Source organism: Bradyrhizobium sp. RT6a (assembly GCF_040547675.1).
Taxonomy (GTDB): Bacteria; Pseudomonadota; Alphaproteobacteria; order Rhizobiales; family Xanthobacteraceae; genus Bradyrhizobium.
This window is the reverse complement of the sequence record NZ_JBEPQC010000008.1, coordinates 124001-149645: the sequence shown is the minus strand read 5'-3', so window position 1 is coordinate 149645 and position 25645 is coordinate 124001. Positions and strand designations below refer to the sequence as shown.

General features: G+C 64.9%; 21 protein-coding genes. 8 read left to right on the top strand and 13 right to left on the bottom strand.

The features are described from left to right. The first annotated feature begins 116 nt into the window (after positions 1-116). The 5 genes from ABIC03_RS31560 to ABIC03_RS31540 are packed head-to-tail and all read left to right on the top strand — an operon-like array spanning position 117 to position 5344. Entirely contained in the window at positions 117-992 is an 876-nt protein-coding gene (locus ABIC03_RS31560) for a branched-chain amino acid ABC transporter permease (RefSeq protein ID WP_354063908.1), read from the top strand. Continuing rightward, positions 989-1987 carry a branched-chain amino acid ABC transporter permease gene (locus tag ABIC03_RS31555; protein WP_354063906.1) on the top strand — a complete coding sequence of 333 codons (999 nt, stop codon included), beginning with the start codon at positions 989-991 and terminating at the stop codon, positions 1985-1987. The genes ABIC03_RS31560 and ABIC03_RS31555 overlap by 4 nt, the downstream gene beginning before the upstream one ends. Continuing rightward, positions 1984-2727, top strand: a complete 744-nt coding sequence (locus ABIC03_RS31550) for an ABC transporter ATP-binding protein (protein WP_275168480.1) — start codon at positions 1984-1986, stop codon at positions 2725-2727. Before ABIC03_RS31555 ends, ABIC03_RS31550 begins: the two co-directional genes overlap by 4 nt. Positions 2728-2738: 11 nt before the next feature. Next, complete coding sequence (locus ABIC03_RS31545; protein ID WP_354063905.1) at positions 2739-3476, top strand: ABC transporter ATP-binding protein; 738 nt, start codon at positions 2739-2741, stop codon at positions 3474-3476. Further along, positions 3473-5344 (top strand): bifunctional sugar phosphate isomerase/epimerase/4-hydroxyphenylpyruvate dioxygenase family protein, encoded by a 1872-nt coding sequence (locus tag ABIC03_RS31540; protein ID WP_354063903.1) that lies wholly within the window; start codon positions 3473-3475, stop codon positions 5342-5344. Before ABIC03_RS31545 ends, ABIC03_RS31540 begins: the two co-directional genes overlap by 4 nt. 154 nt (positions 5345-5498) lie before the next feature. On the opposite strand, the gene ABIC03_RS31535 is transcribed toward ABIC03_RS31540, so the two are convergent. Next, complete coding sequence (locus ABIC03_RS31535) at positions 5499-6671, bottom strand: ABC transporter substrate-binding protein (protein ID WP_275168483.1); 1173 nt, start codon at positions 6669-6671, stop codon at positions 5499-5501. A gap of 308 nt (positions 6672-6979) precedes the next feature. Here ABIC03_RS31535 and ABIC03_RS31530 point away from each other — a divergent pair, with 308 nt between their 5' ends. Continuing rightward, positions 6980-8242 carry an NAD(P)/FAD-dependent oxidoreductase gene (locus ABIC03_RS31530; RefSeq protein WP_275168484.1) on the top strand — a complete coding sequence of 421 codons (1263 nt, stop codon included), beginning with the start codon at positions 6980-6982 and terminating at the stop codon, positions 8240-8242. Positions 8243-8403: 161 nt separating this feature from the next. Here the strand turns inward: ABIC03_RS31530 and ABIC03_RS31525 are convergent, their stop codons facing one another. Both ABIC03_RS31525 and ABIC03_RS31520 read right to left on the bottom strand, forming a co-directional pair. Further along, positions 8404-9615: an ABC transporter substrate-binding protein gene (locus tag ABIC03_RS31525; RefSeq protein ID WP_354063900.1), complete on the bottom strand. Its 1212-nt coding sequence runs from the start codon at positions 9613-9615 to the stop codon at positions 8404-8406. A gap of 35 nt (positions 9616-9650) precedes the next feature. Then, positions 9651-10871 (bottom strand): cytochrome P450, encoded by a 1221-nt coding sequence (locus tag ABIC03_RS31520; RefSeq protein ID WP_354063898.1) that lies wholly within the window; start codon positions 10869-10871, stop codon positions 9651-9653. A gap of 83 nt (positions 10872-10954) precedes the next feature. On the opposite strand from ABIC03_RS31520, the gene ABIC03_RS31515 reads away from it, so the two are divergent. Beyond that, complete coding sequence (locus tag ABIC03_RS31515; RefSeq protein ID WP_027514461.1) at positions 10955-11461, top strand: MarR family winged helix-turn-helix transcriptional regulator; 507 nt, start codon at positions 10955-10957, stop codon at positions 11459-11461. Between the two features lie 360 nt (positions 11462-11821). Here ABIC03_RS31515 and ABIC03_RS31510 read toward each other — a convergent pair whose 3' ends face one another. Continuing rightward, entirely contained in the window at positions 11822-13672 is a 1851-nt protein-coding gene (locus ABIC03_RS31510) for a feruloyl-CoA synthase (RefSeq protein WP_354063895.1), read from the bottom strand. A gap of 307 nt (positions 13673-13979) precedes the next feature. Here ABIC03_RS31510 and atzF point away from each other — a divergent pair, with 307 nt between their 5' ends. Beyond that, positions 13980-15785: an allophanate hydrolase gene (atzF, locus tag ABIC03_RS31505; protein ID WP_502916966.1), complete on the top strand. Its 1806-nt coding sequence runs from the start codon at positions 13980-13982 to the stop codon at positions 15783-15785. A gap of 111 nt (positions 15786-15896) precedes the next feature. Here the strand turns inward: atzF and ABIC03_RS31500 are convergent, their stop codons facing one another. The 9 genes from ABIC03_RS31500 to ABIC03_RS31460 all read right to left on the bottom strand — a co-directional run bounded on the left by ABIC03_RS31500 (position 15897) and on the right by ABIC03_RS31460 (position 25604). Next, a complete protein-coding gene (locus ABIC03_RS31500) occupies positions 15897-16619 on the bottom strand; it encodes a GntR family transcriptional regulator (protein ID WP_354063891.1) in 723 nt (240 codons plus the stop codon). A gap of 4 nt (positions 16620-16623) precedes the next feature. Next, the gene (hpxZ, locus tag ABIC03_RS31495; RefSeq protein WP_007615793.1) at positions 16624-17016 is read right to left on the bottom strand and encodes an oxalurate catabolism protein HpxZ; all 393 of its coding nucleotides are present in this window, start codon (positions 17014-17016) and stop codon (positions 16624-16626) included. A 1-nt stretch (position 17017) separates the two neighbouring features. After that, positions 17018-18415 (bottom strand): AtzE family amidohydrolase, encoded by a 1398-nt coding sequence (locus ABIC03_RS31490; RefSeq protein ID WP_354063889.1) that lies wholly within the window; start codon positions 18413-18415, stop codon positions 17018-17020. Between the two features lie 7 nt (positions 18416-18422). Continuing rightward, entirely contained in the window at positions 18423-18602 is a 180-nt protein-coding gene (locus ABIC03_RS31485; protein WP_007615797.1) for a DUF4089 domain-containing protein, read from the bottom strand. A gap of 19 nt (positions 18603-18621) precedes the next feature. Next, positions 18622-20367: a dipeptide ABC transporter ATP-binding protein gene (locus ABIC03_RS31480; protein WP_354063887.1), complete on the bottom strand. Its 1746-nt coding sequence runs from the start codon at positions 20365-20367 to the stop codon at positions 18622-18624. Between the two features lie 103 nt (positions 20368-20470). Further along, positions 20471-21370, bottom strand: coding sequence for an ABC transporter permease (locus tag ABIC03_RS31475; RefSeq protein ID WP_247357577.1), 900 nt, complete (start codon positions 21368-21370; stop codon positions 20471-20473). Between the two features lie 9 nt (positions 21371-21379). Then, the gene (locus tag ABIC03_RS31470; protein WP_018456013.1) at positions 21380-22393 is read right to left on the bottom strand and encodes an ABC transporter permease; all 1014 of its coding nucleotides are present in this window, start codon (positions 22391-22393) and stop codon (positions 21380-21382) included. A 233-nt stretch (positions 22394-22626) separates the two neighbouring features. Beyond that, complete coding sequence (locus ABIC03_RS31465) at positions 22627-24249, bottom strand: ABC transporter substrate-binding protein (RefSeq protein ID WP_354063884.1); 1623 nt, start codon at positions 24247-24249, stop codon at positions 22627-22629. Between the two features lie 395 nt (positions 24250-24644). Next, positions 24645-25604 (bottom strand): aminoglycoside phosphotransferase family protein, encoded by a 960-nt coding sequence (locus ABIC03_RS31460; protein WP_354063882.1) that lies wholly within the window; start codon positions 25602-25604, stop codon positions 24645-24647. Positions 25605-25645 lie beyond the last annotated feature (41 nt).

The window sequence follows — 25645 nt, the reverse complement described above, 5'->3', positions numbered from 1 at the left end:
CGCCGAAGCTTTAGCGAAGGCGGATCCGGGGGGAGATCTTTCGTCTCCCTCGCCCCGCTCTTCGCGGGGAGAGGGAGAAAAAGAAGGGCGGTGAGAGGGAGAGGAAAGAGGGGAAAATGTCCAATCTGTTCGATCTTCTGGTCGCGGGACTTGCCACCGGCGCGATCTATGCGCTGGTTGCGGTCGGCTTCACGCTGCTATGGCAGACCTCGCAGACCATCAATTTCGCGCAAGGCGAGTTCGTGATGCTGCCGGCGTTCCTGATGCTGGCGGCGATGCATGCCGGCGCGCCGTTCTGGCTCGCGATCATCCTCGGCATCCTGCTCTCGATGCTCCTGCTCGGCCTCGCCTTAAAGATGCTGCTGGTGGATCCGATGATGCGCCATGGCGTGCTGCCGCTCGCGATCGCGACGATGGCGCTCGCGATCGGCCTCAAGGAGGCCGTAAAACAGTTCTTCAGCGCCGAAGCCTCACCGTTCCCCTCGATCGTGCCGACCGGCGACGTTTCCATCCTCGGCCATGCCGTCTCGCTGCAAAGCATCGGCGTCCTCGTCCTCGCCATCCTTGCCGTCTTCGGCTTGACTGCGCTTCTCAACCGCACCTCGCTCGGCCACCAAATGCAGGCGGCGGCGCAGAACCCGACGGTGGCACGCATCATCGGCGTTCCCGTCGAGCGCATGATCCTCCTGACCTTCCTGATCAACGCGTTCCTGGTCGCTCTCGCCTCGCTGTTGATCACGCCGATCTACCTCGCGAAGTTCACGTCCGGCGAGGTGCTGGGCCAGGCCGCGTTCATCGCCGCGATCGTCGGCGGGTTCAACCAGGTGCGCGGCGCGATCGCAGGCGGTCTCCTGATCGGCGTGCTCGACAATCTCGCGGCCGCCTATGTCTCGACGCAGTACCGCACCGCCGTGCCGATGATCTTCCTGATCGCCGTCATCCTGTTCCGGCCACAGGGCCTGCTCGGCCGCGCCGAGGAGCGCACCGTATGAGCGGCTTCGCCAAACCTCTGAAGATCGCGTTCGGCCTCATCGTGATCGCTGCGCTGATCGTCGTTCCCATGAATTTCAACCGCTATGGCCTGTTCATCCTGAGCCAGTGGGCGGTGATGGCCATCGCTGCGATGGGCCTCAACCTCACGCTTGGCTATGCCGGCCAGGTCTCGCTGGCGCAGGGCGCCTTCGTCGGCATCGGCGCCTACGCCGCGGCGATCATGACCACGCATGGCTGGCCGCTGCCGGCGGCGATCGTCGTCGCGATCGCCTTGAGCTTCGCGGTCGGCTGGGTGCTCGGCTATCCCGCGCTGCGGGTGCAGCACCACTACCTCGCTTTCGTCACGCTCGCCTTCTCCACGCTGGCCTTCCTGGTGTTTCGCAACGAGAGCTGGCTCACCGGCGGCATCTACGGCATCTCCAACATTCCGCGCCCGCACATCTTCGGCATCGCGACCAACAAGCCGCTGCCGTTCTACTATGTCTGTCTCGGCTCGCTCGCGATCGTGTCGCTCGCGGTGTGGTGGCTGATCCGCTCGCCCTGGGGCCGCGCCTTCATGGCGCTGCGCGAAAACCCGCTGCGGGCGCAGTCGCTGGGCGTCGACACGCGACGCTATACGCTGATGGCGTTCGCGATCGGCTCGGCGCTCGGTGGGGTCGCCGGCGCGCTCTATGCGCCGCTGACGCAATATATCGATCCCGTGCCGTTCAACCTGTCGCTCTCGCTCGACCTCCTGATGATCGTAATCGTCGGCGGCGCCGGATTCTTCCTGGGTCCGTTCCTCGGCGCGATGATCGCGGTGCTGCTGCCGGAATGGCTGCGCTTCACCGAGGGCTATTATCTGATGCTCTACGCGATCGCGGTGATGGGGCTGCTGATCTGGTCGCCGACCGGCATTTTGGGAATCCTCGACCGCTATCTCGCCGAGCGGCGAACCAAGGCGGCCTCGGCCCAGCGCGCCGTCGCAAAGTCCCGGCTGGAGACGGTGCAATGAGCGCGGTCCTCGAAGTCACCGACATCAAGAAGAATTTTGGCGGGATCAGCGCCGTCGGCGGCGTCTCTTTCGACGTCCGCGAGGGCGAGATCCTCGGCCTGATCGGCCCGAACGGCTGCGGCAAGTCGACCCTGTTCAACTGCATCCTCGGCCAGCTCACGCCGAGCGGGGGCGAGGTCAAGCTCGACGGCAAGGTCGTCACGGGGTTGCGACCCGCCGAGCTCAACAAGCTCGGGGTCAGCCGCACCTTCCAGCTCCTGCAGGTGTTTCCAAAACTCTCGGTGCGCGAGAACCTGATCCTCGCGGGACAGGAGCACCAGGGCAGCATGGCCTCGCGGCTGGTCGGCCGCTCCGACGCCGGACTGACGGAGGCCGCCAACCAGATGATCGGCTTTTTCAAGCTAGATCATCTCGCCGAAGAGCCCGCCGGCGGGCTCTCCTATGGCCAGCAAAAACTGCTCGACGCCGCCATGGCGTTCATGGGCGGACCACGGCTGGTGCTGCTCGACGAGCCCGCCGGCGGCGTCAACCCGTCGATGCTGACGGACCTGAAGGAGCGGCTGGTCGCGATCAACCGCGAAAAGAATGCCACCTTCGTCGTGATCGAGCACAACATGGAATTCGTGATGTCGCTGTGCTCGCGCGTGATGGTGATGGCGGAAGGCACGGTGCTGGCGATGGGACGGCCGGACGAGGTCCGCAAGGACCCCGCCGTGATCGAAGCCTATCTCGGACACTAGGGAGAGACATCATGAGCGATCCGATCCTCTCGGTTCACAATCTCGTCGGCGGTTACGGCAAAATGACCATCCTGAACGGCACCACCTTCGCCGTGCCGCAGGCCACCATCACCACCATCATCGGCCCGAACGGCGCCGGCAAGTCCACCGTGTTCAAGGCGATCTTCGGCCTGCTCAAGCTGCGCGAGGGCAAGGTCAGCTTCGCCGGCCGCGACGTCACCAGTTTGAGCCAGCGCGCGCTGCTCAATGCCGGAATCTGCTACGTGCCGCAGGGCCGCAACATCTTTCCCGAGCTGTCGGTACGCCATAACGTCGAGCTCGGCGGCGTTTCCGCAGGCAAGGGCATCGACCTGCAGAGCCGGATCGAGGCTGCGCTCGACCTGTTCCCGGCGCTGCGGCGAAAATCGACGCAGCAGGCCTCCACGCTATCCGGCGGCGAGCAGAAGCAGCTCGAAATCGCCCGCTCGCTGCTGATCGAGCCAAAGCTGGTGCTGATCGACGAGCCCTCGATCGGCCTGTCGCCGCTGATGGTGCAGCAGACTTTCGACATCCTGAAATCCTTGCGCGACCGCGGCGTCACCATTCTGATGATCGAGCAGAACGCACGCTCGGCGCTGGAGATATCCGACATCGGCATCGTGCTCGAGCTCGGCCAGACCCGCATGGTCGACGGCGCGAAGCGCATTTTGAATGATCCCCGCATCGGACAATTGTTCCTCGGCGGCGCGATGGAGGACAACGCAGCATGAGTAAACGCTCGATCGCAACGGTCTCTCTCTCCGGCGCCCTTGACGAAAAGCTCCGCGCCATCGCCTCCGCCGGCTTCGACGCGGTCGAGATTTTCGAGAACGACCTGCTGTCGTTCGGCGCAAGCCCGCGCGAGGTGGCTCAGCTTTGCAAGGACCTCAATCTCGAGATCTGCGCGTTTCAGCCGTTCCGCGATTTCGAGGGCATGCCGGAGCCGCAGCGTTCGCGCAACTTTGCCCGCGCCGAACGCAAGTTCGACCTGATGCAGGAGCTCGGCACCGATCTGCTGCTGATCTGCTCCAACGTGTCGCCGGCCTCGCTCGGCGGCATCGACCGCGCCGCGGATGATTTTCGCGAGCTTGGCGACCGCGCGGCCAAACGATCTTTGCGCGTCGGCTACGAGGCATTGGCCTGGGGACGCCACGTCAACGATTACCGCGATGCCTGGGAGATCGTGCGGCGCGCCGATCACCCCGCGATCGGCGTCATTCTCGACAGCTTTCATGCGCTGGCCCCCGGCTTTCCGGTCCGCGCGATGGCCTCGATCCCCGGCGACAAGATCTTCCTGGTCCAGCTTGCGGACGCGCCGAAGCTCGAGCTCGACATCTTGTCCTGGAGCCGGCACTTCCGCTCCTTCCCCGGCCAGGGCGATCTGCCGGTCGGCGAGTTCATGGCGGCGATCGCGGCGACCGGCTATGCCGGGCCGCTATCGCTGGAGATCTTCAACGACCAATTCCGCGCCGGCTCGGCGGTACAGACCGCGGTCGACGGCCTGCGTTCGCTGATCCTGCTGGAGGACCAGCTTGCACCGGATTGGCCAAAGCTCATCAGCGAGCCCTTGGCACCGAAGCCCAAAAGTCGCGGGACGGGCTTCATCGAGTTTGCCGTCAACGAGACCAAGGCCGGCGAACTCGCCCACCTACTTTCGCAGCTCGGTTTCCGAAAGACCGGCAAGCATCGCAGCAAGGCGGTGGAGCGCTGGTCGCAGGGCAAGGTCGAGCTCGTCGTCAACTCCGAGACCGATGGCTTTGCGCATTCGCACTACGTGACGCATGGCCCCGGCGTCTGCGCCATCGCGCTCGACGTCGACAATGCCAGCCTCGTCATGCAGCGCGCCGAGACGCTGAAAGCGCGCACCTTCTACCAGCCGGTCGGGCCGGGCGAGCTGGAGATTCCCGCAATTCACGGCGTCGGCGGCAGCCTGCTGTATTTTCTCGATCAGGCCGGCAAGAACTGGGACACGGATTTCGAACAGGTCCCGAGCGACGCTCGCGCGGACGCCCTGCTCGCTGTCGATCACATCGCGCAGTCGATGCCCTATGACGAGATGCTGTCGTGGCTGCTGTTCTACACCGGCATCCTCGACCTCGAGCGGCTGCCGCAGATGGAGATCGCCGATCCCAGGGGCCTCGTGCAAAGCCAGGCCGTCATCAACGGCGACCAGAGCCTGCGCTTCGTGCTCAACGGCTCATCCGCCAACCGCACGCTGCCGGCCCGCTTCATCTCGGAGTTTTTCGGCTCGGGCGTGCAGCACGTCGCGTTCACGTGCCCGGACATTTTCGCGGCGGTCGCGGAGATGCGCAAGCGCGGCGCGGATTTCCTCGATATTCCGGACAATTACTACGACGACATCGAAGCCAAATACGACCTCGCGCCCGACCTGATGGCGCAGCTGCGCGCCAACCACATTCTCTACGACCGCGAAGGCGACGGGGAGTTCTTCCAGGTCTACACCCACATCTTCGACGAGCGCTTCTTCTTCGAGATCGTGGAGCGAAGGGATTATCAGGGATTTGGTGCAGCCAATGCCGGCATCAGGCTCGCGGCGCAAGCCCGAGAGGTGCGGCCTGTGAGCATGCCGCGGGTGTAGCTGCCTCCACGCCGTCATTGCGAGGAGCCCTTGCGACGAAGCAATCCAGAATCCCTCTGCGGAAAGATTCTGGATTGCTTCGCTGCGCTCGCAATGACGGGAGAGAGAGCTGAGAACCCTCTCCCCGCGAGCGGGGAGAGGGAAAGCAGAGATCTCACTTCATCGCGCATTTGTCGTGAAAGCGATCCTGGTCGTTTTCGACGATGGTCGCGACCGTCTTCAGCGAGAGTTGGCCTTCGCCATCCTTGACCACGTCCTGGAGGTAGAAGTTCTGCACCGGGATGTGGTTCTTGCCGTACTTGAACGGGCCGCGCAGCGACTTGAAGTTGGCCTTCTCCATCTCGGCCTTCATCGCGTCCTTCTTGCTGGTGTCGCCCTTCACCGCGACCACCGCGCTGTTGATGAGCTGGGCCGCGTCGTAGGCTTGCGCGCCGTAATAGGTCGGGCGCAGGCCGGGGTACTTCTTGCGGTAGTCGGCGACGAAGCGCTTGTTCTGCTCGTTGGGCAGATCATTCACCCATTCCTGCGCGCCGGGAACGCCGAGCGCGTTCTCCTTTTGCAGCGGCAGCGACAGCTCGTCGACGGTGAAAGCTGTGTAGAGTGGCATCGTGCTCTTCAGCCCGGCCTGCGCATATTGGTTGAGGAACTGCACGCCGGCTGCACCCGGATAGAACACGAAGATCGACTCGGCACCCGAGGCGCGCGCCTTGGACAGCTCGGCGGAGAAGTCGAGCTGGCTCGGCCAGACCGTGTATTCCTCGCCCTTGACCTCGCCCTTGAACGTGCTCTTCACGCCTGCGAGCATGTCCTTGCCGGCGGCGTAGTTCGGGCCGATCAGGAACACGCTCTTGACGCCCTTCTGGTTCATGTAGAGACCCATGGCGGCCGGGGTCTGGTCGTTCTGCCAGGAGGTCGAGAACACGTAAGGCGAACAGAGCTCGCCCGCGAGCTGCGACGGACCGGCATTGGCCGAGATCAGGATGGTCTGCGAATCCACGGCGGTCTTGAGCGAGGCCAGCAGCACGTTCGACCAGATGTAGCCGACGATGAAATCGACCTTGTCGGACTGGACCAGCTTCTCGGTCTTCTGCTTGCCGACGTCGGGCTTCTGCCCGTCGTCCTCGTAAATCACCTCGACCGGCTTGCCGTCCATCTTGCGGCCGATGTGATCCAGCGCGAGCTCGAACGAATTGCGCATGTCGTTGCCGATCACGGCGGTCGGGCCGCTGAAGGTCGAAACGAAGCCGATCTTGATGGTGTCGCCGGCGGATGCCGGGCTTGCCAGCACCAGCGCCGCTGCGCCCGCCAGCCAGAATGCCGTCCTCATAACAACTCCCCTCCATATTATTACGCCCGGAAGCGGGGTGATTGCCGCCCCGGGTCATCTCTATTGAACGCAAAATCTTGCGCGCCGCCAATGGCTCAGCGCCCGCCCCTGCACCATATTTCGCCCCGATCGGCGATAGCAAGAAATATAATTCTACTTACTTAGACGGAGGCTGCGGCGCTTTTTCGCGGGACGGCGATACACTCGATGCCCTTGGCCTATCCGTCCATTGATGATGGCTATTGGACCGCCACGCCCAATCCGCACTTAAATGAGAGAATAGAGCAGCGAGATTCGAGGGGCGCATCATGACCACGACACCGCATCGCGTCGTCATCGTCGGAGCCGGCTTCGGCGGGCTGGAGACGACCCACCGGCTCGCCGGCAGCCCGGTCGAGATCACGCTGATCGACCGCCGCAACCATCATCTGTTCCAGCCGCTGCTCTACCAGGTCGCGACCGCTTCGCTCGCCACCAGCGAGATCGCATGGCCGGTCCGGCACCTGATGCGCGACCGGCGCGATGTGACGACGCTGTTTGCGACCGTCAGCGGCGTCGATGCCGACAGGCGTTGCGTGCTGATCGACGACGGCAGCGAGGTTCCTTACGATACGCTGGTGCTCGCCACCGGCGCGCGGCATGCCTATTTCGGCCACGACGAATGGGAGCAGTTCGCGCCCGGCCTGAAGACGCTGGAGGACGCGACCACCTTGCGCCGTCATATCCTGGTGGCGTTCGAGCGTGCCGAGCGCGAGACCGATCCGGCCAAGCGCGCGGCGCGGCTGACCTTCGTCATCGTCGGCGCCGGTCCCACCGGCGTGGAGCTCGCGGGGACCATCGCCGAGATGGCGCACCACACCTTGCCAGCCGACTTCCGCAACATCGACACCAACAAGGCGCGCGTGGTGCTGATCGAGGCCGGTCCGCGCGTGCTCGCAGGCTTTCCAGATGATCTCTCGGCCTATGCCCAGGCCTCGCTGGAAAAGATCGGCGTCGAGGTCGTGCTCGGACAGGCCGTCACCGAGATCAATCGCGAGGGCGTGGTGTTCGGCGGCAAGCTGCTCGAGGCCAAGACGAGAATCTGGGCCGCCGGCGTGCGCGCCTCGCCCGCGGCCGAGTGGCTGGGTGCGCCGGCCGATCGTGCCGGACGCGTGCAGGTCGAGGCGGACCTGACGATACCGGGGCATCCCGAAATCTTTGCGATCGGCGATACCGTTCTGATCAACGCCTGGGACGGCAAGCCCGTGCCCGGCATCGCGCCGGCCGCCAAGCAGCAGGGCCGTCACGTGGCCGAGACCATCAAGGCCCGGCTGCGCCAAGAGCCGACAGGCCCGTTCCGCTACAAGCACTCCGGCAGCCTCGCGCAGATCGGCAAGCGGCTCGCGGTAATCGACTTCGGTCGCATCAAATTGCGCGGCACCATCGCGTGGTGGATCTGGGGCATCGCCCACATCTACTTCCTGATCGGCTTGCGCCACCGCCTCAGCGTCGCGCTGAGCTGGCTCTGGATCTACGCCCGCGACCAGCGCGCCGCGCGGCTGATCACGCAGGGATCGAGCAAGGTGGTGTAGGGGCGTTCCTCTCGTGTCCCGAACGCGGCGCGGCATGAAATGACGCGACGCAGAGCCGGGACCCAGCAGCCATGGGACTCAGAAGTCATGGGACTCAGAAGTCATGGGCCCCGGCTCTGCAGCGCAGCGCTACGCGCCGCACTGCGTCCGGGGCACGAGACTTACTTCACCAGCTCGCAGCCGCCCTCCGTCAGCGGGCGGAACGCCTGCTCCGCCGAGATGGTCGAGACCAGCTTGTAATAGTCGTACGGATATTTCGACTCCTCCGGCTTCTTCACTTCGAACAGATACATCGGATGCACGACGCGACCGTCCTGGCGGATCGTGGTGTTGCCGAACAGCTTGTCCTTGCCCTTGAACTTCTTCATCTCGGGCACGGCGTCCTTGGCATTGTCGCTGCCGGTCGCGGCGACCGCGTTGAGATAGGCAAGCGTGGAGGCATAGACCCCGGCCTGGTTGCCGCTCGGCATCTTGCCGTTCATGCCGGGCCGCGCGGCGAACCGCTTGGCGAAGGCGCGGGTGTCGTCGTTCATGTCCCAGTAGAAGGCTTCCATGAGCTGGAGCCCTTGGGCCACCTTGATGCCCATGCCGTGGACGTCGTTGATGAAGAGCAGGAAGGCGACGAGTTTTTGTCCGCCCTGCTGTATGCCGAACTCCGCCGCCTGCTTCACCGCGTTGATGGTGTCGCCGCCGGCATTGGCGAGCCCGATCACCTGCGCCTTCGAGCTCTGCGCCTGCAACAGGAAGGAGGCGAAGTCGGACGTGCCGAGCGGATGCTTGCTCGAGCCCAACACCTTGCCGCCATGCGCCTCGATGTATTTCTGGGCTTCCGCCTCGATGCCCTTGCCGAGCGCGTAATCGACCGTGAGGAAATACCAGTCCTTGCCGCCGCGCGACATCATCGCGGCTGCCGTGGTGTTGCCGGTCGCCCAGGCGTCGTTCACCCACTGGATGGTGTTGGGCGAGCAGGCCTTGCCGGTGAGATCGGAACTCGCGGTGGACGACGCCAGGAACGTCATGCGGCTGTCGCGCAGCAGCGTGTTGATGGAGAGACCGACGGCCGAGTTCGGCACGTCGACGATGGCGTCGACGCCCTCGACATCGAGCCATTTGCGCGCGATGGCGTTGCCGACGTCGGCCTTGTTCTGGTGATCGGCATAGACGATCTCGACCTTGATGCCCTTGCCGCCGCCGTTGAAATCCTCGGCGGCCATGCGCGCGGCCTCGACTGAACCCATGCCGTTGGTATCCTGGAAGATGCCTGAGATGTCGTTCAGCGCGCCGACGCGCACGACATTGTCCGAGATCTCGGCATTTGCCGCGCCGCCAATCAAGCTCGCGGCCAGCGCAAGCGTCCACTTCAAGTTCTTCATTGTTCCCTCCCCTGTTGTTTTCGATGCCGCCAGCGTCAGACCGGCGTGATGCTCACAGGCAGGCTGTCGAGCCCGCGCAGCGTGTTGTTGAAGCGGCGCTGTGGCTCGCCCGTGATCTCGATTTTCGCGATCCGGCGGGCCAGCGCCGCGAGCATTGTCTCGCCTTCGAGCCGCGCGACCAGCTGGCCGACGCACATGTGAATACCTGAGCCATAGCCCACATGGCCGGACGTGCGGCGGGTGATGTCGTAGCTGTCCGGCTTGTCCCAGCGCCGCGGATCGCGATTGGCAGCCGCCAGAAACATCAACACCTTCTCGCCCTCACCGATGGACGCGCCTGACAGTTCGACCTCGCGCGTTGTCGTGCGGAAGAAGGTCTGCACCGGGCTTTCAAAACGAACCGCCTCCTCGAAAGCGTTGCGCGCCAGCGTGAAATCGCCGCGCAGGCGCTGCCACTGCTCCGGGAAGCGCGCCAGACAGTAGACCGCTGCACCGATGCCGTTGACGGTGGTGTCGAGGCCCGCCGACAGCAGCGAACGCACCAGCAGCGGCGCTTCGGTGGCGGTGATGGCACCCTCGTCGACATGGGCATGGATGCAGGCGCCGATGCCGCCGGGCGTGAGGTTGTCCCGCTGGCACTGATCGGTGACGTAAGCCTGGTGCGGCGCCGAGCGCGCGATCGCTTCCTGGCGCAGCTCGTTCGGCGGGCCGAAGGCGTTGAACACGACGCTCGCATAGGGAATCAGATGTTCGCGGCCCTCCGGCTTCAGCCCGAGCGCATCCGGGAAGATCGACAGCGGATAGGCCTCAGCGAGGTCCGTGACGGCATCGAAGCTGCGCTTCTCCAGCAGCGCGTCCACACGCTTTTCCGCTGCCGCGGCAAAGCGGTCGCGGAGCCCCTTCATCACCGTCGGCGACAGCACCTTCGAGAGCACCGCGCGGGTGCGGGTGTGCGCGGGAGGATCGGCTTCGAGGATCAGGCTCGGCGGCCTCCACGGCGTCTCCTTCTTGAAGTCGGAGAGGCCGACGCCGCGGCTGGAGCAGAAGGTCGCGGGGTCGTTCAGCACGGCATGAACCTCGGCATAGCGCGCCACTCCATAGACGCTCCACTTGTCGAGATAGACGACAGGTCCCGCCTCCCGCAGCAGCTCATGCGTGGGATAGGGGTCGGCGAAAAAATCCATTGCGAAGGGATCGACGTCGAGATGCGGGACGGCCGACGAACCGTTAATTTCCGGGGAGCTGGAAGCGCTCATGGAAGTCCTCCCTTATTTTGATCTTGTGAAAGGGCGGCGCTTACCATTAGGTCTTTCGACACGCCGCGAGACAGAATCCCGATATGCCGCCGTCCTCGACCAGAGCCCGCCAAAAACCTGCGCCCGCCGAGACGGGACCGACGCTCGATCTCGATCGTTACGTCCCCGCGTTCATCACCTTCATCGCCAACAAGCTCTCGAACAGCGCCACCGCGTTCTATCAGCGGCAGTTCGGCGTCAACGTCACGGAATGGCGGATCATGTCGCTGCTGGCGATCGAGCCCGGCATTCCAGCCTCGCGCATCTGCCACGTCATCGGCTTCGACAAGGGCCCGGTGAGCCGGACGCTGGCCGGTCTGGAGAAGCGGGGGCTGATCTCGATCCGTACCGATCCAAACGACGGGCGCACCCATTCGATCTCGCTGACGGCGAAGGGCCGCGCCATCCATGACAAGGTAATCGTCGCGGCATTCGAGCGCGAACGGCGCCTGTTGTCCTGCCTGGACAAGGACGAGCGCGAGGTGCTGATCGACCTGTTGCGCCGCCTCCACGAGAATCTCGGCGCGGTGACCGGCAGCACCGAGACCTGACCGGCCACGCAGCGGTCGCCGACCTCTGTCAGTTCCAGGCATGCGCCGGCATTCGCCCGCGGCACCCTCTCTGCCGAGCATTGCTTCCTCCGATCCGACGCGGCGGTTCCTCCGCCGTCATCCTTGTCTGGAACGGTTCGCACAAATTAGTTGCTTAAGCAACAAAAGAATCATGCAGGATAATGCGGCAGCGTGGCTGGCCTAACGGCGAGCTGTTTCAGCCCCGTCATTGCGAGCGCAGCGAAGCAATCCAGAATCCCTCCGCGGAAAGACTCTGGATTGCTTCGCTGCGCTCGCAATGACAACAGGGAGAGAGGCCTACGGCCGCCCACCTAACGCGAAGAGCTGCCGTTTCAACTGCTACAGACCAATCCATTCACCCGAGACATCGTCATTCAACCGCGCCAGTGCATCGGCACGGCGCGTCAGTACCGTGCGCTGGTTGATGTAGCCCTTGTCGGTGATCTCGCCGCCGTCCACTGACGGCGGCTCGGCGAGCAGCAGCGCGCGCGTGGCATGGCCGGAGGAGTTGGGACCGTGTTGCTTCAGTTTCGCCAGCCCCTGCGCGATCGCAGCTCTGACCTCGTCATGCGCGAGCACGTCGTTGACGCCTGCGGTCTCGGGCAGGCCGGCATGCGCGCGGCCCGCAGCGATGTTCGGGAAAACCAGAAAGCGCACCTCGTCGCCGCCGTGGCCTGTGACGACGATGTCCTGCGCGAGCGGCGCCAGCGCGGCGATGCCGGCGAGGCGCAGCGTGCCGACGCTGACCCAGGTGCCGGAATTGAGCTTGAAGTCCTCCGCGACGCGACCGTCGAAGAACAGGCCGCGCTCGGGCCGCTTCGCATCGGCGAACTTCACGGCGTCACCGATGAGATAAAAGCCCTCGTCGTCAAAAGCCTGCCTGGTCAGCTCCGGCGCCTTCCAGTAGCCCGGCGTGACGTTGGGGCCGCGCACGCGCACCTCCAGCTTGTCGCCGGAGGTGACGAGCTTCAGTTCGGTGCCCGGTATGGGCACGCCGATATTGCCCGACCGCTCCGCGAGGAAATGGCAGTCGGTGGCCAGCGGCGACGTCTCGGTCGAGCCCCACGCCGAGACCATCGGCATCGCGCGGCCAACGGTCTTGACGGAAAGCTCTTCGAGCGCGTCCCACAGATTCTGCGGCAGCGCTGCGCCTGCGTAGAACGCGAATTTCACCTCGCTGAAGAAGCGGCGGCGCAGTTCCTCGTCGCCGCGCAACGCCGCGATCAGCATGTCGAAGCCGCGCGGCACGTTGAAATAGACCGTCGGCATCACGCTCTTCAAATTGGCAAGTGACGTCGCAAACAGGCCGGGCGCCGGCTTGCCGCCGTCGATATAGAGCGAGCCGCCATTGCGCAGCACGAGATTGAAATTGTGGTTGGCGCCGAACGTGTGACTCCAGGGCAGCCAGTCGAGAATGACGAGATCGTCGCGCCCCTGTTCGAGAAAAGTCCAGGTCTGCGCCTTGGCCTGCTGGCTCGAGCACAGCATGCGCTGGGTGTTGATGACCGCCTTCGGCGTGCCGGTCGAACCCGAAGTGAACAGGAGTTTTGCGATCGTCGCGGGCGTCACCGCGGCGAAGGCCTTTGCGACGTCGGGGCTCTCGGGCGTTGCCGCGATGGTGCGGAAGGCCAGCGCATCGGTATCGTCCGCATTGCCACTGATGATCTGCGCGCTATGCAGCGGCTTGATCGCGGCCAGCGCCGCCGCAAACGGCCGCGTCGCGGAGACATAGATCGCGGCGGGCTCAAGCAGCGTGATCATGCTCTTGAGCTTGTCGAAATCCTTGGACATCAACGAATAGGCCGGCGAGATCGCCGCCGAGGGCACGCCGACATGCTGGGCCGCCAGCGCCAGGAGCGCATGATCGATGCTGTTGTCGGAGAGGATCGCGAGCGGGCGCTCCGTACTGAGACCTTGCGCCAGAATCCACGACGCTGCCGCGCGCACCTGGCGCAGCGCCTGCGCGTAGGTGACGGTGGTCCACGGCGACTCGGCACTGCTGCGCTCCGCGAGGAAAATCGCATCAGGCCTCTGCCGCGCCCATTGCTCCAGCCAGTCGCCGACGCAGCGCGCGCTATCGCGCAGGGGCTCCGGCGAGCGCAGCAGAATGCTGCCGTCCGCGCGATACTCGGCAACGGTTCTGGGTGTCGCGAACAGGCTCGAAGCATCACCGCGAGGGGCGGCTGTCATGGTTTCCTCCTCACCCGGAAGCCGGGATCGTCGCAGCCTCGTCGCGGACCGCGTTGGCCGGCATGTTGGCCACGACAATTGTTGGGGCGCAAGCTCAAGGCCGGTGAGCTGCCCGTTATTTGTGCAAATGCTCGCAACAGGGCGCTGACACGAAGGTCCGCCGGCGCTCGAAATATCCCACAAGCCACTGATCGCTCGATAATATCCGCAGCGCTGGTCCTGCCCGGATTCTGTACACAATGGCACATCGCTTGCTTCGATCCGGGTGAAGAGGCGTAGCCGGAGTTTTGTCGCCATGGGGGCTGAAATGGGGGCTGAGCAGCCTGAAACGATTGCCGCGATCGTGGCCGCGCATCGCGCGGGCACGCTCACGCCGGCGCAGACGGTCGCGCGCACCTATCAGCGCATCCGCGACCACAACGATCCCGCCGTCTTCATCAGCCTACGCGACGAAAAGGACGCGATCGCCGAGGCCGAGAAGCTCGCCACCAAGGAGGCCGCCACCCTGCCGCTCTATGGCGTGCCGGTCGTGGTGAAGGACAATATCGACGCGCTGGGATTTCCGACCACCGCTGCGTGCCCGGCCTTCACGTATACCCCGACACACGACTCGACCGCGGTTCAGCGGCTGCGCGCCGCCGGCGCCATCATCATCGGCAAGACCAATCTCGACCAGTTCGCGACCGGCCTTGTCGGCGTGCGCTCGCCCTACGGCATCCCCAGGAACGCGATCCGCGATGACCTCATTCCCGGCGGATCGAGCTCGGGATCGGCCACCGCCGTCGGCGCCGGGCTGGTCCCGCTGTCGCTCGGCACCGACACCGCCGGCAGCGGCCGCGTGCCGGCGATGCTCAACAACATCGTCGGGCTCAAGCCAAGCCTCGGCATGATCTCGACCGCTGGCCTCGTGCCGGCCTGCAGGACGCTCGACTGTATCTCGGTATTCGCTTTGACGGTCGACGACGCCGCTCTCGCACTGTCGGTGATGGCAGGTCCAGATCAGGCCGATCCGTTCTCGCGCGACCGGCCGCTTGGCCCGATCACCCCGCTCCCGGCAAACCTGCGCCTGGGCGTGCCGCGCAGCGGACAGCTGATCTTTTTCGGCGACAAGAAGGCGGAAGCGGCTTACGCCGAGGCGTTGAAGCGCTGGACCGCGCTTGGCGCAACGCTCGTCGAGTTCGATCTCGAGCCGTTCTACGAGACCGCGCGGCTGCTCTACGAGGGACCGTGGGTCGCCGAGCGCTATCTCGTGATCCGCGACCTGCTGGCGTCCGCGCCGGATGCCATCCATCCCGTGACGCGCGAGATCACCGCGGCCGGCGCGCGGCTGACGGCGGCGGACACCTTCTCCGCGCTCTACCGCTTGCAGGGCTTGCGCAAGATCGCCGAGCGCACCTTCACCAATATCGACGCGCTGGTGCTGCCGACGGCGCCCACGGCCTATACGACCGCGCAGGTGCTGGCCAATCCGATCGAGCTCAATAGCCGGCTTGGCACCTATACCAACTTTGTCAATCTGCTCGACCTCTGCGGCCTGGCGCTGCCGGCGGCAATGCGCGCCGACGGTATCCCGTTTGGGATCACACTTCTTGCACCCACGGGTCACGACGCGCTGCTCGCGAGTATCGGCCGCGTATTCCATGCCGATACCAAACTGACGCTTGGCGCAAAGGGCGTGGCGCAACCCGCGCTGGCGCCGCTTGCCGCAAGCGGCATCGACGAGGTTCCAATCGCCGTCGTCGGCGCACATCTCTCCGGCATGGCGCTGAACGGCGAGTTGAAAGCGCTGAACGGCCAGCTGATCGAGGCGACCAGGACCGCGGCTGACTACAAGCTCTACGCATTGAAGACCACGCCGCCGAAGCCGGGCATGCTGCGCGTCGAGGCCGGCAAGGGCGCGTCGATCGAGCTGGAGATCTGGTCGCTGTCGTCGTCCGCCTTCGGCAAGTTCGTCAACGCGATTCCCGCGCCGATGGCGATCGGCACGGTGCGGCTGGCGGATGGCCGCAGCGTGAAGGGATTTCTGGTCGAGCCCGAAGTGCTGGGCGAGGCGCGAGATATCACGGCGTATGGTGGGTGGCGGAGGTATATGGCGGAAACTGCTACGGCGTAGGTCTCGTAGGGTGGGCAAAGCGCAGCGTGCCCACCATCACCGTCAGCTTGGGTAGGTGGTGGGCACGGCGCTTTGCGCCTTTGCCCACCCTACGGCACCGTGCGCGCGGCCCTACACCGACACCGCGTAGATCTCGTACTCTCCGCGCACCAGCTCGATATGCGCGCGCATCGCGGCGGCGGCGCCCTGCTTGTCGCCACGCATGATGGCGACGACGACGCGGTCGTGCTCGGCTTGCGATTTGGCGAGGCGGCCGAGATTGCGGAACTGGGCGCGGCGGAACGGCTGCACACGCACCCGCGTCGCCAGCGTGATCTCGGCGATGTAGCCGTTCTGCGATCCCGCATAGATCGCATTGTGGAAGCGCTCATTGACCTCGTGGAAGCGATCGGGATTGCCGGCGTAGCTCAAGACCCGCAGCTCTTCGTGAATGGCTTCCAGGCCGTGGCGCTCGGCGGCCGACATGCGTTCAGCGGCCAGACCCGCGCACAACGCTTCCAGCTCCGCCATCGCCTCGAACATGCCCGTCAGCCGTTCGAATGAAGGCTGCGCCACCACCGCGCCGCGATGGGCGCGCGCTTCGACGAGGCCGCTTGCCACGAGCTGGCGCAGCGCTTCCCGCACCGGCGTGCGCGAGACGCTGAAGCGGCGCGCGATGTCGGTCTCGTCAAGCGGCGCGCCGGGCGGCAGAGCTCCGCGCACGATCTCGTCGGCGAGCTGCAGGCGCAGCTCCTCGGCGCGCGTGACCTTGTGCGCTGATGGCGACGCCCGGTCGACACGCGGCACCGCCGGTTCGACTGGCAGCGTTCCGGGCGGAAGATCGTCAAGCGTCATACGGTCAGGTCTCTTTCGACTCGTCGATGATGCTGACATGGGCCGCGACGACGCGCCAGCCCTCCGGGAATTTTACCCAGGTCTGCATCTGCCGGCCGACCTTGCCCGGCATCGTGTCGCGATAGAACAGGGTGGAGGCGACCGCCGTGTCGCGGCCATAGCTGGTGATCACGGTTTTCGCGGTGCGGCGATTGAGGCCGACCGGCGAGCGCCCAGCGCGGAATCCGGAGATCGCCTCATAGCCGTAGAGGTTCTCGCCGATGCCATAGCGCAGCGTGCGGGGATCGTTGCGGAAGAGCTCGCCGAGCACCGCGACGTCGTTGGTGATCAGGGCCTGCTCATAGCGCTCGAACGCGGCTTTGACGTCCGCGATCACGTCGGGGAGATCGATCTCCATCTCAAAATCCTTTTGGGCTGGGCGCGGCGGCGACGCCCATCTTCTCCAACGCGTACGCAACGCGCAGCGCGATGTCCTCGCGCCATGGCGCGGCGATGATCTGCACGCCGATGGGCAATGGCTCGAGCGGCACGGGGACTGCGACCACTGGCAGGCCGATGAAGGAGATCGGCTGGGTGTGGATGCCGATATTGGCGCGCACCGGCAGCTCGACGCCGCCAAGGTTGAAATTGACCTGGCCGAGCTTCGGCGCGGTGCAGGGCGTCGCGGGCGCAATCAGCACGTCGACGGATTTGAAGATCTCCGCGAGTTGCGCGCGATACCAGCGGCGGAATTTTTGCACGCGGTCGACCAGCGGCGCCGGCACCATGGCGCCCGCGATCAGCCGGTCGCGCACGGCGGGATCGAAATCGTCCGGCCGCTTGCGCAGCCGATCGAGATGCAGCGAGGCGCCTTCGGTGGTGGTGATGACATAGGCCGCGGCGCGGGCGCGCGCGGCTTCGGGCACGTCCACCACCCGCGTTGCGCCCAGTGCCTTGGCGACCCGGCTGACGGCTTCGACGGCTTCCGGAAACAGATTGGTCTGGAAGTACCCGCCGGCGATCGCAATGCGCAGGTCCGACACCGGATTGGCAAGCAGCGGCGTCGTCGGCTCCAGACCACGTGTGGCGGTGCAGGCGGCATCGTCGGGATCCGGTCCCTGCATGGCGTCATAGGCCAGCGCGAGATCGGTGGCGGAGCGCGCGAACGGACCGAGATGATCGAGGCTTGCGACGAACGGGAAAGAGCGCGCACGCGAGAGCCGGCCATAGGTGGGCTTCAGGCCGAAGATGCCGCAGAACGAGGACGGCACGCGGATCGAACCATTGGTGTCGGAGCCGAGCGCGATCGGCACCAGCGCGCCGCCGACGGCACTGCCGGATCCGCCCGAGGAGCCGCCGCTCATCCGTGTGGTGTCATGCGGATTGCGCGAGGGACCGTCGTGGACGTTCTCGCCGGTGAAGTCGTAGGCGTATTCGCCCATGTTGAGCGCACCGACCAGCACGGCGCCGGCCGCTTCCATCCGCTCGATCAGTGTGGCGTCGCGGTCGGCGGGTGCGCGATCGCGGTTGATCTTCGAGCCCGCGCGCGTGGCGAGGCCGGCGACGTCGAACAAGTTCTTCACCGCGAAGGGCACGCCGGCCAATGGGCCGACGGTCTTGCCGGCGGCGATATCGGCATCGATCGCGCGCGCTTTGGCACGGGCGCGATCGGCGGTGACGTCGGTGAAGGAGTTGAGGATGGCGTCGTGCTGCGTGATGCGCGCAAGCGCTGCTTCGGCCGCATCGAGCGCGGACATCTTGCGGCCCGCAACCGCGCTCGCGATCTCGGAGGCCGTCATCTCTGGCTTGGTCGTCATGGCGGCGTCAGACCGTGAACACGGGCGCCGGCTCGGTCTCGTCCGGCAGCGCGAATTCGTCGACGAGGCGGCCGAGCCGCAGCGAGACCTCGAGATTGGCGCGTATGGACGACCTCCATGCTTCCTCGACGGGCAACGCCAACGCTTTCGTGACAGCGTCGATATAATCGTCCAGCGGTTCGGCCATCACGCTCCCAAACAAGTTCTCAGTGTGCGCCCAGGGTCTGCAGCGGCGGGTGCGGGATCGCCGTCAACAGCTCCTTGGTGTAATCGTCCTGCGGATCGCTCAAGACCCTCTCGGAAGATCCTTCCTCGACGATTCGACCCGACCGCATGACAATGACACGATCGCACAACAAGCGCACTACGTTCAAATCATGCGAGACGAACAGATAACTCATACCTAGCCGCGCCTTGAGGTCCTGGAGCAGATTGAGGACCACGGCCTGGACCGAAACGTCGAGCGCGGCGGTCGGCTCGTCCAGGATGACGAGTTTTGGGTGCAGGGCGATGGCGCGGGCAATGCCGACGCGGGCTTTCTGGCCGCCCGACAATTGGTGCGGGAAGCGATCCAGCAGATTGTGCGGCAGGCCCACCATGGTGGCGAGCTCCTCGCAGCGGGCGCGGAGCGCGTCGCGCCCCCTGATGTCGCCGAGCTGCATGATGGGATCGGCGATGGCGCGCACAGCAGTGAAGCGCGGATTGAGGCTGTCGGTCGGATCCTGGAACACCATCTGGATGCGGCTGCGCTGCGGCAGCCGGGCAAAGCCGGCGGGCGCGATGGCGCCGATGTCCTCGCCGTCGAACTGGATCAGGCCGGAGGTCTGGTCCAGCAGCCGCATCACCATCATCGACGTGGTCGATTTGCCGCAGCCGGACTCGCCGACCAGACCGACGCTCTCGCCGTGACCGACCGAGAAGCTGATACCGTCGACCGCGCGGAACACATCCGGCTCCACCGGCGGCTTGCGGCCGAACAATTTGCCGAGCGTGGCGGTCGCGCCCTGGCGGGGATATTCCTTGACCAGCTTGTCGATGAGGAGAAGGGGCTGCCCGCTCTTCCTGGCCTCGTCTTGCGAAGCCTGATGGATGGCCGGGCCAGGCCCGGCCATGACAGCTGAGCCCTCCTCCTCCGGCAACAGATCCCGCAACGACACGCCGAGACGCGGCGTCGCGCGCATCAGCTTCTTCGTGTAGGGGTGCTGCGGGTTGGCGAAGATGTCGGCGGCCTTGGCGGTCTCGACCACCCTGCCCTTCTCCATCACCACGACGCGGTCGCAATAGGCTGCGGCAAGGCCGAGGTCATGCGTGATCAGGATGGTGGACATCGCCTTGCGCTTGGTCAGCTCGACGATCAGATCCATCACCGCCTTCTGCGTGGTGACGTCCAATCCGGTCGTCGGCTCGTCCGCGATCAGCAGCTGCGGATTGCAGGCGAGCGCGAGCGCGATGACGACACGCTGGCACATGCCGCCGGACAATTCGAACGGATAGGCGTGATAGCGTTCGCGCGGGCGGGCGATCTTGACCTGCTCCAGCGCCTCGATCGCCTTTTCACCACGGTCTGAAACCATGGCCTGCTGGACATGGGTGCGCAGCACGTCCTCGATCTGGTCGCCGACTTTCCGGATCGGGTTGAGCGCGGCGCGCGGATTCTGGAAGATCATCGAGACTTCGCGACCGCGCAAATCGCGCATCTGGTCTTCGCTCGCGCCCTTGACGTCGATGCCCGAGAACATCACCGAGCCCTCGGCGATCCGCCCTGCACGGTCGAGGATGCGCATCACCGCATACGACGTCACCGACTTGCCGGAGCCGGACTCGCCGACGATCGCCAGCGTCTCGCCCTTGGCGACGGAGATGTTGACGTGCTGCACCGCTTTCACGATGCCGCGGCGGGTGGTGAATTCGACGGTGAGGTCCTGGACGTCGAGCAGGGGCTGGGCGGTCATGGGTGCCTCCCAAACAAAAATGTCGAAAACAACCCCATGCACAGTAGAACGCGATTGATTTCATTGGAGAATTTCGAGCGCAAATTTGCGCGGAATCCAGCCATCACGTCCTCCGTTGGGGGTCGACGATGTCGCGCAGGCCGTCGCCGAGGAGGTTGAAGCAGAACACGGCGATCATCAAAGCGAGGCCCGGGAATAGCGCGATCCACCATTCGCCTGACACCATGAAGCCGGCGCCTTCGGCGACCATGATGCCCCATTCCGCCGTCGGCGGACGGACGCCGAGGCCGATGAACGAGAGACCGGCGGCATTGAGGATGGCGTAGCCCATGGTCAGCGACATCTGCACGATCATGATCGGCATGATGTTCGGCAGGATATGCACGAGGAGAATGCGGAATTCGCCGTTGCCGGACAGCCGCGCCGCCTGCACGAAGCCGGCGTTGCGGCGAACATTCGCTTCAGCGCGCGCGACGCGGGCATAGAGCGGGAAGTTCACGATGGCGGTGGCCAGGATGATGTTCTGCACGGTGTTGCCCAGCGCTGCGACGATGCCCATCGCCAGCACGAACAGCGGAAACGCCATGATGGTATCGGCGATGCGGCCGACGATGCGGTCGGTCCAGCCGCCGAAATAGCCGGCCGCGATGCCGGCAAGCCCGCCCATCAGGAACACCAGCGCGACGGAGGCGACGGCGATGAACGTATCGAGCCGCGTCGCGACGACAACGCGGCTGAAAATATCGCGGCCCAATTGGTCGGTGCCGAACCAGTGCGCGGCCGATGGCGGCTTCAGCGACGCCGCAGTGTCGGACGCCAGCGGGTCATACGGCACCACATAGGGGCCGAAGATCGCGGCAAGGAGGATCACGATCAGCAGCGCGAAGGCAAAGCCGGTGACCTTGTTCTCGCCGAGCACGTAGCGGGTCTGGTCGAGCAACGCGACGAACCCTGACGTCCGCGCAGGACCGACGGGCTCAACAGCAGGTGCAACGGAGCTCATTGTGTCCCCCTACCCTTCCAGCCGCACGCGCGGATCGATTACGCCATAGAGAATGTCGATCACGAGATTGAGCAGCACGTACATGACAGCCATGGTCAGCACGAAACCCTGCACCGGCGCGAAGTCCGACGAGATCAGCGCTTCGACCGCATAGGAGCCGATGCCGGGCCAGGCGAACACTTTTTCGACCAGCACGTTGGCGCCGAGCAGGAAGGAGAACACCATGCTCAGCGTGGTGATGACCGGGAGCATCGCGTTGCGGAAGGCGTAGGTGACGATGACGGTCGCGGGCGACAGGCCGCTGGCGCGCGCGGTGCGCACGAACTCGGACGACAGCACCGCCAGCATCGAGGCGCGCGTCATGCGCGCGATCGGCGCCAGCGAGAAGATCGCAAGCGTCGTTGCCGGCAGGATGAGCTGGCTGCATGCCGAACGGAACGCCTCGAAGTCGCGCGCGATCAGGGTGTCGATCAGATAGAAGCCCGTGACCGTCGGCGGCGCGCTGTAGAACACATCGAGCCGGCCGAGCGGCGCGGGCGACCAGCCGAGCCGGAAATAGAACACATAGACCAGCACGAGGCCGGTGAAGAACACCGGCAGCGAGACGCCGGCCGTGGTCGTGACGCGACAGAGATGATCGACCCACGATCCCGGCCGCGTCGCCGCCAGCACGCCGAGAGGGATTGCGATGACGACCGAGACGATGAGGCCGAGCAGCGTCAGCTCGGCGGAGGCCGGCAGTCGATTGCGGATCTCGGCCGCAACCGGCTGGCCCGTGGTGAGCGAGTTGCCGAAATCGCCATGGGCGAGATCGTTGGTGTAACGGAAGAACTGCTCGATCAGCGGCTTGTCGAGGCCGAGCTTCTTGCGGATCTGCTCGACGGCTTCTTTCGTTGCGGCGGGGCCGGCGAAATACGCGGCGGGATCACCCGGCAATGCGCGGGTCAGCAGGAAGGTGACGATGACGACCCCGATCAGCGAGGGAATCGCGAACATCAGGCGCTTGCCGATCATGGTCAGCATGGGGTGCTCCTTCTGCTCTGCGTTTGTGGGCAGGTTCGCGCCACCTGCTCCGCTGCGCCCCCTCTCCCCTTGTGGGAGAGGGTTGGGGTGAGGGGTAGCCCCAAGCGAGGTCGGAGTTCGTGGCTACCCCTCACCCTGCCCCTCTCCCACAAGGGGAGAGGGAATGAGAGAGCGGTGGCCACCTCACTCAGAAAGAGAGTCGACGACGCGACCATCTCGCCCGCCACGCGCCCTCACCCCTTCGCCATCGCGCGATAATCCAGGCGGCGGTGGAACCAGTATTGGTAGCCGCTGATGTTCTGCTGCATCGCGACGTTGACGAAGGGCTGGTACAGCGGGATGCGCGGGATGTCGCTGTAGGCGAGGTCGACGAAGCCCTTCACGTCGGTGTCGTAAGTCGCGGTGTCGCCGGTCGCGGCGGCCGTGCGTGCGCCGTCGATCAGCTTGTCCATCTCCGCCGACTTGTAGCTCATGGTGTTGAAGACGGAATTATTGCCGTGATAGCACCAGTAGAAGAAGTATTCGGGGTAATCGAGCCAGCCCGAGAACACGTTGGTGAAGAGCGGCATCTCCTTCTTGTTCAATTCGGTACGCCAGTTGGCGCCGGGCACCTTGTTGATGGTGGTTTTGATGCCGATCTGGGCCAGGCTCTCCTGCACCAGCACGCAGAGCGGCTCGTTGACGCCGGCGAAATTCAGGTCGAACGAGATCGTGGTCTCGAAGCCGTTGGGATAACCGGCTTCAGCGAGCAGCGCCTTCGCCTTGTCCATGTCGGTGTTGTATTTGTGCGGCTGCGGCCAGGCGACTTCGGTCGGCTTGTCCTTGGCGGCCCCGAACATGGGGTTGGCCAGCCCGAACATCACCGCGTCCATGATCTTCTGATAGGGAATCGCGTAGGCGACCGCCTGACGTACCTTGGGATTGTCGAACGGCGGCTTGGTCACGTTCATGCCGATATATTGGATGCCGTTGGAGAACGGCAGCGACACCACGTTGAGCTTGCCGCTCGCCTTCATCTCCTGGAAATCCTTGAACGGCAGCTCGTAGGAGATGTCGGCGTCGCCGCGCTCCAGCAGCGCGCGGCGATTGCCGGCCTGCGGCACCATGCGCCAGATCACGCGCTTGATTTTCGGCAAGGGGCCGCCGACCCAATCGTCGTTGCGCTCCATGACGACTTCGGTACCGGCGGTCCACTTCGTCACCTTGTAGGCGCCGGAGCCCGCGGTCTGCTGCTTGGTGTACTCAAGACCCCACGGATCTTTTTCGCTGGCATTTTTCTTCACAAGCTCGGAGTTGACGATGCAGGGCACGATCACCGCGAGATCGGGAATCGTCAGCTTGTCCTTTTTCAGGAAGTCGATGCGCACCGTGTAGTCGTCGATCACGACGAACTGCTCAGGCTTGGTCAGCGAGCCCGCGCTCATCTGGAAGGTGGGAAAGCCGCCGACGCTGACGGCGCGGTCGAGCGACCACTTCACGTCCTTGGCGGTCACGGGCGCGCCGTCGTGGAACTTGGCGTTCTTCTTCAGCTTGAAGGTGACCGACATGTCGTCGATCTTGAAGTCCTCGGCGAGTTCACCCTTGAACTTGTCGCGGTCGTAATAGGGCACGCCGCCGGGGCCGGTCTTCATCTCGTGGCTGATCAGGCGGTCGTAGCAATTCCAGGACACCTCATAGCCGGGCACATTGGTGCCGACGCCGTGGATGTCGAGATTGTTGGGCCCACCCTCCGAGACGATCAGCAGCGTCTCCGACCGCGCATCGGCATAGGCGGAAGAGATCACCGACGGCATGGCCGGAAGCGCCGCGCCTGCGGCCAATCCGGAAACGGACTTGAGAAAATCGCGGCGCTTCATGAAATGGCTCCAACACAAAGTTTTCTGGTTGGAACTGGATTCGCAAGGTTCGTGCCAAGGCTTAATGAGAGTTTACCTCTCGGCATAACATGCTGAAGTTACAAGTAAATTTCCCAATGCGCGCGACGTGATCCTGGCGCAAGGCGCTTGGTATTGCATACAAAGAGGTGTATTTGCCCATAAAATGAGCTGCATGGAGCAGCGGCTTACTTGGTGGGCGGTGAATTCCACTGCCGTCATCCTGGCGCAAGCCAAGGACCCATTACCCCAGGGCGAACTGCGGCGCGAAGCCGGCAACCACGAGTCTTCGCAAAACCCCTCCTTGGGGTAATGGGTCCTGGATCAGCGCTGCGCTTGTCCAGGACGACAGCGTTGATGAGGTCGGCAGCGGTGAATTACTCCGCCCAGATCACGTCCTGGAGTTCGACCAGATCGTCCGCCTGCTCCTGCCAGCCCTCGATGCAGATGTGGCTGTTGAGGTCGCTGGCGCGATGCAGCAGCATCAGCGCCATCAGGCGGCGCTTGAGCGGGAAGTCGGGCTTGGCGTAGCCAAAGCCTTCGAGCAGGCTGCGCACGCGACCCGGCCGGCCCGCTGCCATGAAGGCGCTGGGGCCGAGCAGATCATAGTCGCGGCATCCCGCCAGCACGTCGCCGAAGTCGAACAGGCCGGCGAGCGACCATTGATCGTCGTTGCAGGTGAGCAGGAAGTTCTCCGGAATGTATTCGCCGATCAGGATCACCGGCGGCGCATCCATCGGAATGAGCGCGGCCGCATCACGCAGGAGGTCGTCGAGGCCGGCGAGAAATTTTGGCGCAAGGCCAAGACGCGTGTGCCGCGCCTTGCAGCCCTGCATCTGGGCGCCCATGAAGTCGTCCCAGCGCGGCTCGATCTGCGCGAGCGGGCCGAGGGGCGCGCGCTGCACGGACGCGATAGTCTCGCCGATCTGGCGCAGCACGCGCTCCTTCTGCGCTTCCGGCAATTGCGGCCAGACCTCCGAACCGAGCGTGCCGGCAAGGCGTGTGATGATGAGATAAGGCCAGCCGTCGCGCTCGCCTTCCGCGACGATCTCGGGGATCGGCAAACGGAGGCGGCCGGCAAGCTGCGTCAGCGAGCCGCGCTCGGAGACGAATTGCGCGCGAAGCAGCGGCGGGAAGATTTTCAGGATCAGCTTGTCGCCGAGCCCGACGACGAGATTGGTGCCGGTAGCAAACACGTGCGGCGCATTGACATCGAGACCGTGGCTGCGGGCGATGTCGATGGCGATCGGCAGCCATCGCGGAGGGTCGGCGCGAAAGGCGCGAAAGGCAGCAGCGTCGGTGAAAGTTGCCAGGATTTGCGATGGAATGCTGGTCATGCGCGCCCGATCAGGCAAGCGGGTTTTGGTTGATTTGATGC